This window comes from Meiothermus cerbereus DSM 11376, from assembly GCF_000620065.1.
GTDB classification, from domain to species: Bacteria; Deinococcota; Deinococci; order Deinococcales; family Thermaceae; genus Meiothermus; species Meiothermus cerbereus.
In genome coordinates this window covers 1-14,085 of the sequence record NZ_KK211062.1, presented here as the reverse complement: position 1 = coordinate 14,085, position 14,085 = coordinate 1, and the positions used below count along the sequence as shown (strand labels likewise).

At 61.9% G+C, this 14,085-nt stretch carries 12 protein-coding genes; 7 read left to right on the top strand and 5 right to left on the bottom strand.

The genetic code is table 11. From position 1 onward, the window contains the following. Positions 1-64: 64 nt before the first annotated feature. The gene (locus tag Q355_RS0114010; protein ID WP_027878351.1) at positions 65-1,489 is read left to right on the top strand and encodes a pyridoxal phosphate-dependent decarboxylase family protein; all 1,425 of its coding nucleotides are present in this window, start codon (positions 65-67) and stop codon (positions 1,487-1,489) included. Beyond that, complete coding sequence (mnmC2, locus tag Q355_RS0114005) at positions 1,479-2,156, top strand: tRNA (5-methylaminomethyl-2-thiouridine)(34)-methyltransferase MnmC2 (RefSeq protein ID WP_051529449.1); 678 nt, start codon at positions 1,479-1,481, stop codon at positions 2,154-2,156. The genes Q355_RS0114010 and mnmC2 overlap by 11 nt, the downstream gene beginning before the upstream one ends. 1 nt (position 2,157) lies before the next feature. On the opposite strand, the gene Q355_RS0114000 is transcribed toward mnmC2, so the two are convergent. The 5 genes from Q355_RS0114000 to Q355_RS0113980 all read right to left on the bottom strand — a co-directional run bounded on the left by Q355_RS0114000 (position 2,158) and on the right by Q355_RS0113980 (position 9,659). Beyond that, complete coding sequence (locus Q355_RS0114000; protein ID WP_027878349.1) at positions 2,158-3,735, bottom strand: cation:proton antiporter family protein; 1,578 nt, start codon at positions 3,733-3,735, stop codon at positions 2,158-2,160. A gap of 16 nt (positions 3,736-3,751) precedes the next feature. Further along, positions 3,752-4,270 (bottom strand): hypothetical protein, encoded by a 519-nt coding sequence (locus Q355_RS0113995; protein ID WP_027878348.1) that lies wholly within the window; start codon positions 4,268-4,270, stop codon positions 3,752-3,754. A 342-nt stretch (positions 4,271-4,612) separates the two neighbouring features. Then, positions 4,613-5,926 (bottom strand): tRNA uridine-5-carboxymethylaminomethyl(34) synthesis GTPase MnmE, encoded by a 1,314-nt coding sequence (gene mnmE / locus Q355_RS0113990; protein ID WP_027878347.1) that lies wholly within the window; start codon positions 5,924-5,926, stop codon positions 4,613-4,615. Positions 5,927-6,086: 160 nt separating this feature from the next. After that, complete coding sequence (locus tag Q355_RS0113985) at positions 6,087-8,372, bottom strand: DEAD/DEAH box helicase (protein WP_027878346.1); 2,286 nt, start codon at positions 8,370-8,372, stop codon at positions 6,087-6,089. Between the two features lie 9 nt (positions 8,373-8,381). Then, positions 8,382-9,659, bottom strand: coding sequence for an MFS transporter (locus tag Q355_RS0113980; protein WP_051529448.1), 1,278 nt, complete (start codon positions 9,657-9,659; stop codon positions 8,382-8,384). 380 nt (positions 9,660-10,039) lie between these two features. On the opposite strand from Q355_RS0113980, the gene Q355_RS0113975 reads away from it, so the two are divergent. The 5 genes from Q355_RS0113975 to Q355_RS0113955 all read left to right on the top strand — a co-directional run bounded on the left by Q355_RS0113975 (position 10,040) and on the right by Q355_RS0113955 (position 13,723). After that, the gene (locus tag Q355_RS0113975; protein WP_027878344.1) at positions 10,040-10,546 is read left to right on the top strand and encodes a TlpA family protein disulfide reductase; all 507 of its coding nucleotides are present in this window, start codon (positions 10,040-10,042) and stop codon (positions 10,544-10,546) included. Between the two features lie 69 nt (positions 10,547-10,615). After that, positions 10,616-11,299, top strand: coding sequence for a DUF2461 domain-containing protein (locus Q355_RS0113970; protein ID WP_027878343.1), 684 nt, complete (start codon positions 10,616-10,618; stop codon positions 11,297-11,299). Beyond that, positions 11,296-11,688, top strand: coding sequence for a M67 family metallopeptidase (locus tag Q355_RS0113965; RefSeq protein ID WP_036259686.1), 393 nt, complete (start codon positions 11,296-11,298; stop codon positions 11,686-11,688). The genes Q355_RS0113970 and Q355_RS0113965 overlap by 4 nt, the downstream gene beginning before the upstream one ends. A gap of 30 nt (positions 11,689-11,718) precedes the next feature. Continuing rightward, on the top strand, positions 11,719-12,519 hold the full coding sequence (locus Q355_RS0113960) for a HesA/MoeB/ThiF family protein (protein WP_027878341.1): 801 nt from the start codon (positions 11,719-11,721) through the stop codon (positions 12,517-12,519). Between the two features lie 61 nt (positions 12,520-12,580). Then, positions 12,581-13,723: a citrate synthase/methylcitrate synthase gene (locus Q355_RS0113955; protein ID WP_027878340.1), complete on the top strand. Its 1,143-nt coding sequence runs from the start codon at positions 12,581-12,583 to the stop codon at positions 13,721-13,723. The last annotated feature ends 362 nt before the right edge of the window (positions 13,724-14,085 follow it).

The following is a 14,085-nucleotide window of genomic DNA, read 5'->3' as shown; positions in this document are numbered from 1 at the left end:
CCGTCTGGTTGGGATTGAAGCCATAGCAACCTCTGTGAAGCGCACGATCAGGTAGTCTTGGGGTATGACGCCAGAAGAGTTCAAGCGCCTGGGATACCAGCTGATTGACTTTATAGCCGAGTACCGCGCCGGGCTCGAGGCCAAGCCCGTAATGGCGCAAGTGCAGCCTGGGGCCATCAAAGCCATGTTTTCCCCTACACCTCCCGAGCAGCCGGTGGGCTTTGAAGAGGTGCGGCAAGACCTCATGGCCCTTTTTCCCGGCCTGACCCACTGGCAAAGCCCTAATTTCTTCGCCTGGTTTCCTTCCAATGCCCCGCTGTCTTCGGTACTGGCCGATCTGGTAGCTACTGGGTTGGGCCAGACCGGCATCACCTGGCAGGCTAGTCCAGCCCTGACCGAGCTCGAGGAGGTCACGACCGACTGGTTGCGGCAGATGTTGGGCCTGCCCGAGTATTTTCAAGGGGTAATTCAGGACACCGCCTCCAGCGGTACGCTGGTTGCGCTGCTTACGGCCCGGGAGTGGGCCACCGGCCAGTCCCAGGATCGGGGCGGGCTCCAGGCCGAGCCGCAACCCCTAACGGTCTACGCCTCCGATCAGGCCCATAGCTCCGTACCCAAGGCCGTGCTGCTGGCGGGCTTTGGCCGCGAGAACCTGCGCCTCATCGGCACCGATGACAACCACGCCATGTGTCCAGACCAGCTCGAGGCCGCCCTAAAGCGCGACCTGGCCGAAGGCCGCAAGCCCTGCGCGGTGGTGGCGGCGGTAGGCACTACCAATACCACCGCCATCGACCCCCTGCGCGAAATTGCCAAACTGTGCCAGCGCTATGGCCTCTGGCTTCACGTTGACGCCGCTATGGCCGGCTCCGCCATGATTTTGCCGGAGTGCCGCCACCTGTGGGACGGAATCGAACAGGCCGATTCCATCGCCATCAACCCCCACAAATGGCTGGGGGTAGCCTTCGATTGCTCGCTTTATTACGTGCGTGAGCCGGAGCACCTGATTCGGGCCATGTCCACCAACCCCTCCTACCTGCACTCCGCCGCCGATGGGCAGGTCAAAAACTACAAGGACTGGGGCATCCCGCTGGGGCGGCGCTTCAGAGCCCTCAAACTCTGGTTCACCCTGCGCGACCAGGGGCTTCAGGGACTGCAAGCCCGCCTGCGGCGCGACATAGCCAATGCCAGGTGGCTCGAGGCCCAGGTGCGGCAGACCCCCGGCTGGGAACTGCTGGCCCCGGTGCCCTTCCAGACGCTCTGTGTGCGCTACAATCCGGGCCACCTCTCGCCCGAGCAGCTCGATCAGCACACGCAAAACTGGGTGGCCCGCATCAACCGCTCGGGCCGGGCCTTCCTCACCCCAGCCTTGCTGAAAGGGCGCTGGATGGTGCGGGTTTCGATTGGGGTCGAAAGCACCGAACGCAGCCACGTGGAGGCGTTGTGGCACCTAATGCAGCAGGAAGCCCAGAAGGTGGAGATTGAGACCTGAGCTGAAACCCTACCAGCCCCTGCAAACCCAGGATGGCTCGCTTACCCTGGTGCACCCGGTATTCGGCGAGGCCTACAGCTCGCGGCATGGGGCCTGGATGCAGGCCAACGAGCTTTACCTGAAGCTGACCCAGACCCATCAGCACCCGGCCCCCAGGGTGCTGGAGGTGGGCTTTGGACTGGGGGTCAATTTCCGGGCCACGCTGGAAGACTGCCTGAAGCGCGGGGTTTTTCTGGAGTACATAAGCTATGAGGGCTTTCCGGTATCCCGCGGGGTTCTGGCCTCGGTGGAGCTTCCCCTTTCGGCGCCATCCCAGCGGATATGGGCCAGCCTGCTAAAGCGCTGGCCGGCCCATCCGCAGGGTTCACTCTGCCTAAAGGGCCCCTGGGGCCGCCTCGAGGTTCGTTTCGAGGACGTAACGGCTGCGCTTTTTCCGGCGGGGTGGGCCAGCGCTATCTATTTCGACCCCTTTAGCCCCCGGGTTAACCCCGAGCCCTGGCAGCCCCGCGTGCTGGAAAAGCTATTTTTGGCCGCCAGTAGTGGCGCACGGCTGGCAACCTACTCGGTTTCTGGACGTTTTCGGCGCGACCTGGCAGCGGCCGGTTTTGTGGTAAGTAAGGTTCCGGGTGTAGGCAAGAAAGCCTGGACGCTGGCAGAACACCCCTAAATCAAGCTGTTCGCGTATCGGCCAGCTTGGGGTCATCCGACTCAGGGATAATGTTCAGGCCCATAGCCCGTTCGGCCAGCCGTTCTCCGGCCTCGGCGAAGGGGTGCGAGATGAGGGTTACGCCGGCCTCGAGCAGGATCGGGTCTTCTTCGCGGTGGTAGCTGGTAGCGGCAATGATTCCACTAAAGCCCCGCTGCTTAAGGCCACGGGCGGCCCGAAGCTTGGCCTCGAGGTCGGGCAGGGTCAGCAATACGCCCCTGAGTCCCGTCAAGTCCAAGCGCTCCCATAGCTCGGGGTCTTCGGCGTCGCCGTAGCGCACCTGACGCATTTTAGCCCGGTGGAAGTCCAGCTTGCCTTCGTCCGCATCCAGGCCCAACACCCGGTAGCCGTGGCTGGCCAGCATCTTGTAGGCGGCCCCACCCGTGCGGCCCATGCCCACCACCAGCCACTCGGCCCCGCCCAGGCTGGTAGGCTCGTCGTCGGCGTGCTGTACCTTACGCTCGAAGCGCAACAAGAAATGCTCGTAGCGCTGAAACAGGCTATGCACCGAGCGGTTGAGGGGGGCGGCCAGGGCCAGCGAGACCGCCACCACCAGCCCCACCAGCTGGCCCCAGGACTCCGGTAACAGACCCCCCTCTACGGCGGCCACACTGGTAATCAGGGCGAATTCACTGTAGCTGGCGAGCGAAACGCTGGTTACAAAGGCAGTGCGAGCCCGCAAGCCAAAGGCGATGAAGAGAGCGAAGAACAAGACGGCCTTAAGCGGTATGAGCAGGATAAAACCCAGCGCCAGCGGCAGCGCCGAGGCCGAGGGTAGGCCCATCAGCCCAATATCCAGGAAAAAGGCCACCAGGAAAGCCTCTTTCAGGCCCCACAGGGTACGCGAAAGCTCGGAGGTTTGCGGGTGTCCTGCCAGAACCGCGCCCATCAGCAAAGCCCCCAGCTCCGGCGATACCCCCAGGCTTTGGGCCAGGCTAGCACCCCCTAGGGACAAGCCCAGGCCGTACAGCAACAAAAGCTCGTCGTGGCCGCTTTTTTCCAGAATCCAGCCCACAACAGGGCGCAGCAGAGGCAGGGCCAGAAGGAGCAAGGCCCAGGGCGTTGGATTTTTGACGCCGGCATAGGCCAGTAGCCCAACCGCGACCAAGTCCTGCAAAACCAGGATGCCTACCGCCACCCGCCCGTGGAAGGTGGAGAGCTCCCGCCGGTCATCCAGCAGCTTGACGGCCAGTACGGTGCTCGAGAAGGCCAGCCCCACCCCTACAAAAAGCGCCGCATCGGTGCTCATGCCCAGCAAAAGGGTGATCAGGCCCAGCAGCAGGGCGAAAAGCACCAGATGGATCCCCCCCACGCCCAGCACTTCCCGGCGCACTAAGCTGGCAAAGCGGAGCTTCAGGCCCACCGTAAACAAAAGCAGCAGCACGCCCACATCGGCGATTTCTCCCAGCAAGCGGCTGTCCTGGTAGCCAAACCCCCAGAGCGCAAAACCCGCCCCCAGATAGCCCACCAGGGGTGGCAGGCCAAAGCGGCTCGCCAGCAACCCCAGCCCATAGGCGGCCCCTACCCACGCCAGCTCCATACCTCAATCATAGAGGCTAACGCCTGGATTTCTTAGCGGCCAAAACCCCGAAGGGGGGCTGGCCCAGCCGCCTGGCCAAACGGGGCATCAGGATAAGCTGGGGGTTTTTCAACCACAGCGCATCCAGCAAGCCCTGGGCCAGGGGGCCAGCGTTGGCGTAGCGGCGCAGCGGAACCCGGATGGCCTCGCCTTCGCTGGCTATCAGAACCAGCTGGATTCCACCGCCCAGGATGTCCCGCAGGCCATCCACGGCCTCAACGCGGGGCAGCGGGTGTTCCGTCCAGCGGCCAAAGCTCTGGATGCGCAGGTGGGTGGGGGTGACCTCGAGCCCGCTCAGCCAGCCTTCATCCACCCCGAGTAGCACCATGTAAACCCCCAGCAGCCCAAACAGAATCACCGACCAGCGCGGCTCGACGCCCTGTAGCCAGGCGGCGCTGCATAAAGCTACCAGGGCCAGGCCCATGACCATCAGCCCTACCGCAACCACATAGGTCTGCAGGCTGCGTTTTGAGACTACCGCTTTGGGCTCCTCCATGGCGGCAAGTTTACGTGGGCTGCCAGCACCGTACAAGTGCAGGGGACGGTCTTTTGGGACATAGCCCCGACCAGCCTGTTCACCTAGGGACGATCCCCTTCGGGACAGACCGCTAAAGCGGCTGTTCACCAAGCGGACGATCCCCTTCGGGACAGACGGCTGGCGCCGCTGTTCACCCAGGGACGATCCCCTTCGGGACAGACGGCTGGCGCCGCTGTTCACCCAGGGGACGATTACCCTCGGGACAGACGACAGAAGCCGCTTTTCAACGAATGCGCGCCATCAGGGTGGGAAGTTCAAGGACAAAGCTCGAGGGGTGCTTGGCTTTTTGCCTTCGACTTTTCACTTGCCCACGCAAAAGTTACGGAATACTCGGTCAATCACCTCTTCCGAAACGTCTTTGCCCAGGATTTCGGCCAGCGCGTCCAGGGCCATCTCGATCGAGAGGGCGGCCAGGTCCTGGGGGGCTTGCAGGGCTTCGTGCAGGTGGGTTTGGGCCCGGCGCAGGGCCTCCACATGCCGCTCGTTGCTGACCCAAAGCTCCCCCTCGGGGGCCTGGCCCAGAAGCCGCTGGTGGATTTGCTGGCGTAGCTCGTGCAGGCCCAGGCCGGTCTGGCTCGAGACCCGCAGGTACGAATCCGCTGTCCAGGCGGGGGCCAGGTCGGCCTTGGTGGCTACCTTCAGGGTGCGCTCCCAGGGCAGCGGTGGCGGGGTGGGGTGGGGCTGGCTCTGGTCGGCCAGGTAGAGCACCAGGTCGGCTTCCTGTGCGATCTGTAAGGCCCGTTCCACCCCGCTTTTCTCGATTGGGTCGTGGGTTTCCCGGACTCCGGCGGTGTCTATAGCCACAATGGGCACCCCGGCAATCTCCAGCGGAGCTTCCAGGTAGTCGCGGGTGGTGCCTGGGATGGGTGTAACGATGGCCCGCTCGTAGCCTAAGAGCGCGTTGAGGAGGCTGGACTTGCCGGCATTGGGGGCCCCCACCAGGGCAATCCGGGCCCCTTTCTGGGCGATGCGCCCGGCGGGGGCGGTGGCCAGCAGGTGGCCGATTTCCTGCAAAACGGGCTCGAGGGTTTCCTGAATCTGGGCGGGTTCGACCCCTTCTTCGGGGTAGTCCAGCCAGGCCTGGATGTGCGCCAGCAGGTCGAACAATTGCTCGCAGAGGTGGGTGATCTTCTGCGACAACCCCGCGCAGAGGCCCCGCAAGGCCTGCCGCCGGGCGGCGTCTGACTCGGCCTCTACCAAGCTCAACACCGCCTCGGCCTGGGCCAGGTCCATTTTTCCGTTCAGGTAGGCCCGCAACGTGAATTCGCCGGGCTGGGCCGGGCGGGCCCCCAGCTCAAACAGTGCCTGCAAAACCCGGCGCAACACCGCGGGTGAGCCGTGGGTGTGCAGCTCGGCGCTGTCCTGGCCGGTGTAGGAGTGCGGCTTGCGGAAGACCAGTAACAGCGCCTCGTCCAGCACTTCCAGGGTGTTCGGGTCGCAGATTATGCCGTAGGTAAAGCGCCCACCGGCCAGCCTGCAAGGGTTTTTGCCCTGCCAGAGCCTCGAGACCAGTTCTAGAGCGCCATTGCCCGAGACCCGCACAATCCCCACCGCGCCCTTGCCGGGGGGTGTGGCAATAGCGGCAATCACATCATTTAGCGAAGGCAGGCCCACAGAGGTTTAGTCTATTCTCGGCAGAAGCCAGTCAATGAGGGTTAGGGCAGTTTTGCTGCGGGTGAGGGGGTAGCATCGTCCCGCGCGGGAGCTGGTAGCACCCTTGTTACCTTGGGGTCGGACTCGAGCGAATCTACCATCTGGGCAATAAGTTCATTCATCAGTTGGGCTTTCCGCTGCGGTAATGGGCACTAAGCGACTCGGCCAGCAGTAAGGCGGCCTGTTTGTCCAGATACTGGTTGCCATTGCCGCACTTGGGAGACAGGATGCAACGTGGGCAGCCTTCCTCACATGGGCAGCGCTGTAGCAGGTCGCGGGCGGCGGCGATCCAGCGGGAGAACTGCCGCGCCGCCGCTCGAGCGTACCCCACCCCGCCCGGATAACCATCGTAGATGAAGATGGTGGGGCCGCCCCTCGAGGGCAGGGGCCGGGGGTAGAAGGGATAGGAAACCCCGCCGATGTCCTGCCGCTCGGCCAGCACGAAGAGGGGTAAGAGGCCAATCAGGGTGTGCTCGAGGGCGTGGAGGGCCGCGGGCACCTGGGCTTCGGTTAGAAAAGTCTGGTCGGGCTGGCGGGCTTCCTCCAGGGTGGGCAGCACCACCAGGCCTTCGCAGGGGTGAAACCAGACCGCCTCGGTCTGAAAGGTCAGCTCGGGCATCAAGAGGGCCACCTCTTCCAGCACGGTCTCGGTTATGAAGCGCTTTTTCACATAGCCCGTCACCCGCTCCCGCAGCACCACCGGCCCCACCCAGACTCCCTCCAGAATCTCCTCGCCCTGCAGCACCTCGATTTCGGTCTCGGCCCGGGGCTGGGTGTAGTAGTCCTCGAGGCCCGGCAAGAGCACAATTTCCCGCCGCTCGGGGTCGAGGTTGCGCACCAGGTAAGTTTCGCCCTGGTGCAGATAAACTGCTCCAGGATGGGCCTCCCAGTAGGCCTGGCGCTCATCCAGGGTGCCCAGTAGCTTCCCGCTGTTGTCGCGCAAGCTAAAACTCTTGCCAAACCCCCGCAAAACCAGGGCCTGGTGTGGGTTTCGCAGGGTTGAGTAAAGCCGTCCGTATTTCTCGATGAGGGGGGGCTGGATGTTGTGCCAGGGTTTGTAAAAAGGGTCGGGGGCCTGGGTAGCGCTGGGTAGCGCAATGGGCAACTCCCGTGCGGCGCAGTGGGCGTGTAGGGGAAAGAGCGTGGGGTTGTCGGGGTCGGCAATGGCCGCCTCGGGCGCGCCTGCCAGGAGCAGTTCGGGGTGCTGTTCAAAATAGGCGTCCATGGGGTCTTCGCGGGGAATCCAGAGCACCAGTGCGCGCCTTGTTCCCCGTCCGGCCCGCCCGGCCCGCTGCCAAAACGAGCTCACCGAGCCCGGATAACCCAACAGAACCACGACGTCCAGCCCCCCAATGTCCACCCCCAGCTCGAGGGCGCTGGTGCTCACCAGCACTCGAACTTCGCCTTCCTGCAAAGCCTGTTCCAGCTTTCTGCGTTCGGCAGCGGTATAGCCAGCCCGGTAGGGCCGTACCCGCTCGTCGGCGGCGTAGCGGGCGACCAGCTCGGCGGTGCGCCGGGCGTTGGTAAAAATCAGGGTGCGCAGCCCCTGCTCGGCGGCATAGCGGGCCAGCAAGGCCGCCTCAAGGTTGGGGCTGCGACGGCTCTTGCCTTCCTTATCCAGGGCTTTAGGCACCCAGACCGCAAACTCGCGCTCGGCTCCCCGGGGGCTAGCGGTGATCTGAGCAAACGGCAAGCTGGTCAGGCTCTGGGCGTGCTCGGCGGGGTTGGCGATGGTGGCGCTGGCCGCAATCACCTGGGGGCGAGCCCCGTAGTGCCAGGCCAGCCGCAACAGCCTTTGCAGAATCAGGGCGGTATGTGTGCCAAACACTCCCCGGTAGGCGTGCAGTTCGTCCAGCACGATGTACCGCAGCCTAGCGAGAAACTCGGCCCACTCCCCGTGGCGGGGCAGCAGGCCAAAGTGCAGCATATCGGGGTTGGTGAGGAGGGCCTGCCCCATCTCCCTGGCTTTTTTGCGCTCTGAATCGGGGGTATCGCCGTCGTAGGCATAGACTTTGTCGGCGACCTCGAGCGCCCTGCCCATCTGCCTTAAGCGCCCGAGCTGGTCGTGGGCCAGGGCCTTGGTGGGATAGAGCAACAGCGAAGTCTGGCCCTCGAGCAAAGCCTTTAGCACCGGAACCTGAAAGACCAGGCTCTTGCCGGAGGCCGTAGAGGTGCTCATCACCAGGTGCTGGTTCTGCTCGAGCTGGGCCAAGGCCTCAGCCTGAAAGCGATAGGGGTAGAGCCTCAAGGCCATCAGCACGCCCGAGAAAATGCCGTCGTAGGGAACTTTTTCTGGAGGCTGTGGGGGCAGTACCCGCACAAATGCGAGCTGTCCGGCATAGCCTTCAAGGTCGCGCAGCCATTCGGCGTAGCTAGGGTAGGGGAGTAGTTCTTTGGGCAACGACATGCTTTGGGTTTATGGGCGGTAGTCTCCGGGTTGTTGTTCCCGCACCTGAAACAAATTGTAAAGTGGAATCAGCACCAAAAGGGCGCCAAAAAAGCCCAGCGCTTGTAAATCGAACCCTTCTACAATCAGCCCCCCCAGGATGGGCAGGCTCATGCCGGCGGTGTTGGACCACAGGTCGAGCACCCCAATGGCCTGGCCGCGCCGGGTGGGTGGCGTCACGTCGGTCAGCATGGTATTGGCGCTCAAAAAAGCCCCTGACCAGCCCAGTCCCACCAGAAAAGTACCGGCGGTGATGACCCAGTAGCCCTCGCCCAGCCCCACCAGCAAGGCCCCCAGCCCCGCTACTACCAGCCCCGCCATAATCACCGGCTTGCGGCCCAGGCGGTCGGCCAGGCGGCCTATGGGCCAGGAAAAAGCAAACATGCCCATTACGTGCAGCGCCACCGAAAAAGAGATTTGCGAAAGGCTACAATCGAGGGCCTTGAGGGCCAGGGCGGTCATGGCCATCATCATGACCATCTGCCCCTGCACCACCACCGCGGTAAGGATGGCGGCAACCCGGATGCGGGCCAAGTCTTTTTGCTCGAGGTTTTCCGAGGTCGAAGCAGTGCTGTGCAAGGCCCAGGCCGGGTAATAGCGGCTGAGCTCGAGGGCCATCTGCTTTGGGTCAGGTCGAATGCTGTTTACCAGCAAAAAGCTCGGTAGGATCAGTAGCGGCACCATCAGCCAGGCCAGGGCAATCTCGCTCACCCCCAGGGCCAGCCCCAGCTGCTCAGCCGTCCAAACCACCAGAGGGGAGAGGCCCGCACCGAACAACGAACCCATCGCCACCAGGCTAAGCCCCTCGGCCCGTCGGCTGGGGGGGTACATGTCGGCTGCCGCCACCCGCATCTGCTGGACGGCCCCCACCCCACTCCCAAACACCAGCACACCCGCACCAAACAGGGCAAACGAGCCCAACAGGGTGGCGGTGCCGATGAGCAAGGCCCCCACCAGCGCCAGCCACAATCCCAGGTATAGCCCGGCTTTCCTTCCCCTCCGGTCGGTCATGCGCCCCACAAAATAGGCCGTCATCACCCTGGACAAGGCCAGAAGGCTGGTGGCTAGACCCGCGAATGTGGCATTACCCAGCAATAGCACCACCTGGATGGCCCCAAAGGTGGGTACGAGCTGCATACCCGCTCCGCTCACGGCCTGGGTGATGGCCAGCAGCCAGGTGTTTTTTCGTACCAGGGGGGGAATCGCCACTTGCTTGGTATCGGAGGGTGCGTGGGGCCAGGTGGACACAAGGGCAGTATACGCTTGATTCAGCGCAGGCTTTTCTCGCCGCCCACCCCCTCGAGGCCGGTTACACCGGGAACCTCTGGAGCGCAAACATGCTATGGGCCGGCATCCCCTCAACCAGGCGCCGAGAGCGCCGCCTCGCCACTGGCGTCATCCACCTTATACCGGATTCAAAAAGATAATCTTCAAACAAAAAGCGCTAAGAGGCTATCTTTTTGAATCCTAGAGCACGCCCCTCGCTGCGCTCGGCGAAGAAAGCGTATCCCTTTGGTCGGGTTAGTTCGTCACCGTTCGGTGACGAACTAACCGAATCTGGTATTAGTATCCGGCCCTTTGGAAGCGGTAAACACATTACGGGCTGGCGCCCTGCTAGACTTATCTGGATGGAAGCTGCACCTAAAAAACTTTCCCCGGCTTTGCAGCTGGGCATCGTTGGCCTTATTGCAGTTGGCCTGCTTGTGCTGGCTTTGGTTTCCTCTCCCCCGCAAAGAACTGGGGATTTGCCTCAAGCCCAGTTGGTCCGCCTCGACGGGAGCAGCGTACAGCTCCAGAGTGGAAAGCCCACCGTGCTTACCGTTTGGGCTACCTGGTGCACCTACTGCCAGCGGCAGCTCCCCGAGTTCGAAGCGATAGCCCGCCAGCGTCCAGATGTTCATTTCGCCTTTGTGAACGACGGCGAGCCGGCCCAACTGGTGCGCCAGTTCCACGACACCCGGGGTTTTGCCAGCGCGGTGGTGTACCAGGATGCCTTGCGCACGGTTTCCAGGTCGCTGAGGGTGAACGGCTATCCCTCGAACTTTTTTTACGACTCCAAGGGTAAGCTGCTGGGGGAAGTGCGAGGCTACATGAGCCCGGATCAGCTCCAGGCCGCGCTGGCGCAGCTCAACTAGGCCCAATTTGGGGTCAACTCGAGCCTTAGCAACAATTCCTATAACTATTCAACCGTTAACGTTACGCCAATGGCCGCTGTCAAGGGTACCAAGCAAGCTTATTTTTCCTCCGAACTTTTTCATTTTCTGGTCGAGTTGCGCTACAACAACCAGCGGGAGTGGTTCCAGGCCAACAAGCCCCGCTACGAGGCCTGGGTTCGGCAGCCGTTTCTGCGCTTTATTGCAGATTTCGCTCCGCGCCTGGAGAAAATAACCCCCGACTATGTAGCGGGCCCCCAAAGTCTCTTTCGCATCCACCGCGATACCCGCTTTAGCGCCAACAAAGCCCCCTACAAGACCCATGCCGCGGCTCAGTTTCGCCACCGCCTGGGGCAAGATGTACACATGCCGGGCTTTTATATTCATTTGGAGCCCGACAACTGCTTTCTGGGAGCCGGAATGTGGATGCCCGAGCCCGACAACCTGCGGCGCATCCGGGCGGCTATTGCCCGCCAGGATCCCCGCTGGTTGATGCTCCGTAAGAAGCTAAAGCTCGATGGAGAAGGCAAGCTAACCCGCCCGCCCAAAGGCTTTGACCCCCATCACCCGCTTATCGAAGACCTGAAGCAGCGTAGTTTTACAGTCTCGTACAACCTATCCGAGGAAATAGTTGTTTCGGAAGAGTTTATGGATACAGTAGAAAAGACCTTTCGCAGGCTGTTGCCGCTCAATCGGTTTTTGAGCGAGGTTTTGTTGCTTCCCACAGAGACATGATTGTGCGCCTGTCCAGGGCATGCCTCGAGCAAACCCTTTCCCACCTGCGGGCGGCCCTGCCCCGCGAAGGGGTGGGGCTATGGCTGGGCCAGGCCGGACGGGTCTTGCAGGTCTGGCCTCTGCCCAACGTTCATCTCCGACCCTGGGAACGTTACCAGGCAGAACCCCAGTCCCTCCTCGAAGCAGTCCGGTATAGCGAACGGGCGGGCCTCGAGCTCGTGGCAATTTTTCACTCCCACCCCAATGGGCCCGCGCAGCCTAGTGAAACCGACCGTGCCCAGGCCTTCTGGCGTGTCCCTTACGTAATCTTCGATATGCGTTCAGAACACCTGCGGGCTTTTTGGCTACCGCAAGGGGAAGAAGTGCCGGTCTGGCTCGAGCAAGACTGAACGTTTGCGCAGGGTTGCTATAGTGCTGGTATGTGGACTAAGGAGGAGCTGGATCGTTACGCCCGCCACATCGTGCTGCCAGGGGTGGGGGGCGCAGGCCAGGCCAGGCTCAAGCAAAGCTCGGTGCTGGTGGTGGGCGCAGGCGGCCTGGGCTCGCCGGTGCTCATGTACCTGGCCGCAGCGGGGGTGGGCCGATTGGGTCTGGTAGAAATGGATAGGGTGGACCTCTCCAACCTGCAGCGGCAGGTACTGTTCGATACCGCATCTATCGGACAGCGCAAGGCCGAAGTGGCAAAAAATAGACTGGAAAGCATCAACCCGCATACCCATGTTGAAGCTCATGCCCAGCGCATTACTTCCGAAAACGCATTAGGGCTGCTGGAGCCTTACGACCTCATCATCGACTGCACCGACAACTTTCCTACTCGCTACCTGATCAACGACGCCTGTGTTTTGCTGGATAAACCGCTGGTTTACGGGGCCATTCACCAGTTTGAGGGCCAGCTCTCGGTTTTTCATTACCAGGGAGGACCCTGTTACCGCTGTTTGTTTCCCCAGCCACCCAGGCCTGGAGCGGTTCCGAACTGTGCGGAAGCCGGGGTGTTTGGGGTGCTTCCCGGCGTGATTGGCAGCCTGATGGCTACCGAGGCGCTCAAGGTGCTGCTGGGGCTGGGAGAGGTGCTGTCCGGCCAGCTTCTGCTCTACGACGGCTTGCAGGCGCGCTTCCGCCGCCTTGGTTTTCCCCGTCGCCCGGACTGTGGGGTGTGTGGCGAACACCCTAGTGTAACTACACTGCAAGATTATGAGCTTTGGTGCGGTATTTCGGTGTAAAAAGCGCGATACAATACACAGGCTATAGCCGACTGCAGTCGGGAAAGCTTAAGGAGAGTCTATGAGCGCAACCGTAACCATTGCTCGAGGTCTGGAAGACGTCATTTTCACCGAAAGCAGCCTGTGCTTTATCGATGGCGATCAGGGTCGCCTGTACTATGCTGGCTACAAAATCCAGGATCTGGCCGAGTACTCCACTTTCGAGGAGGTAACCTACCTACTTCTGCACGGCCACCTACCCAACAAAGCGGAGCTTAAGGCCTTCAGTGCCAGGCTGGCCTCGCTGCGGGCTTTGCCGCCTTCCGTCATCAAGCAAATCAAACAGTTCCCCCGCGATGCCCACCCCATGTCCATGCTCCGTACGGCGGTGAGCGAGCTGGGCATGACCGACCCCACCGAAGGCGACGTCTCGCCCGAGGCCCTTTACGAGAAATCACTCTCGCTGATCGCCAAGTTTGCCACCATCGTAGCGGCCACCAAGCGCCACCGGGAGGGGCAGAAAATTCTTGCCCCCCGCAAAGGCTTGTCCCACGCGGCCAACTTCCTTTACATGTCCAACGGCAAATTGCCCAGCAAGGAAGAGACCAAACTGATGGACGTAGCCCTGATTTTGCAGGCCGAACACGGCTTTAATGCCTCTACCTTTACCGCCATCGCGACCTACTCTACCCAGACCGACATCTATAGCTCCATTGTGGCGGCGGTAGGCGCGCTCAAAGGGCCTCGGCACGGCGGGGCCAACGAGGCCGTGATGAAGATGATTGCCGAGATTGGCGCACCCGAGAACGTCGCGTCCTGGCTGGCCGACCTGCAGGCCCGCAGGGGCCGGGTAATGGGCATGGGCCACCGGGTATACAAGTCCTACGACCCCAGGGCTGGGGTGCTGGACAAGTACGCGGGAGAGGTAGCGTCCAAGCACGGCCACAGCAAGGAGTACGCCATTTTGAAGGAGCTCGAGCGCCAGGCGGGTGCCATCTACAACCCCAAAGGCATCTACCCGAACGTCGATTTCTACTCTGGGGTGGTGTACTCCGACCTGGGCTACCCGCTCGAGTTCTTCACGCCCATTTTTGCGGTGGCCCGCATCTCGGGCTGGTGCGCGCACATCCTCGAGTACACCAAAGTGGATAACCGCCTACTGCGCCCAGACTCCCACTACACCGGTAAGCTGGATCTGCCCTATAAGCCCCTGTCCAAGCGCTAGCCAAAGACAGGTTTGGCAAGATTGTTTAGACGGCCCCGACCGAAGGGAGTCAATCGGGCTTAACAAAGATGCGCTGCGATAAATAGCCGGGGTTCCCACGGATGCTAGGGCCTGAATGGGCGGCACTCGTGGGAATCTGGCATTTATACCAGATTCGGTTATTTCGTCACCGAACGGTGACGAAATAACCCGACCGAAGGGAGTGCTCTAGGATTCAAAAAGATAGCCTCTTAGCGCTTTTTGTTTGAAGATTATCTTTTTGAATCCGGTATTATACCAACCTTAGATAGATAGTCATTCTTCAGGAATCCACCCGAACCCCGCCACCCCCCGGATGACCTCGGGGTGCTCCTGGAGATAGA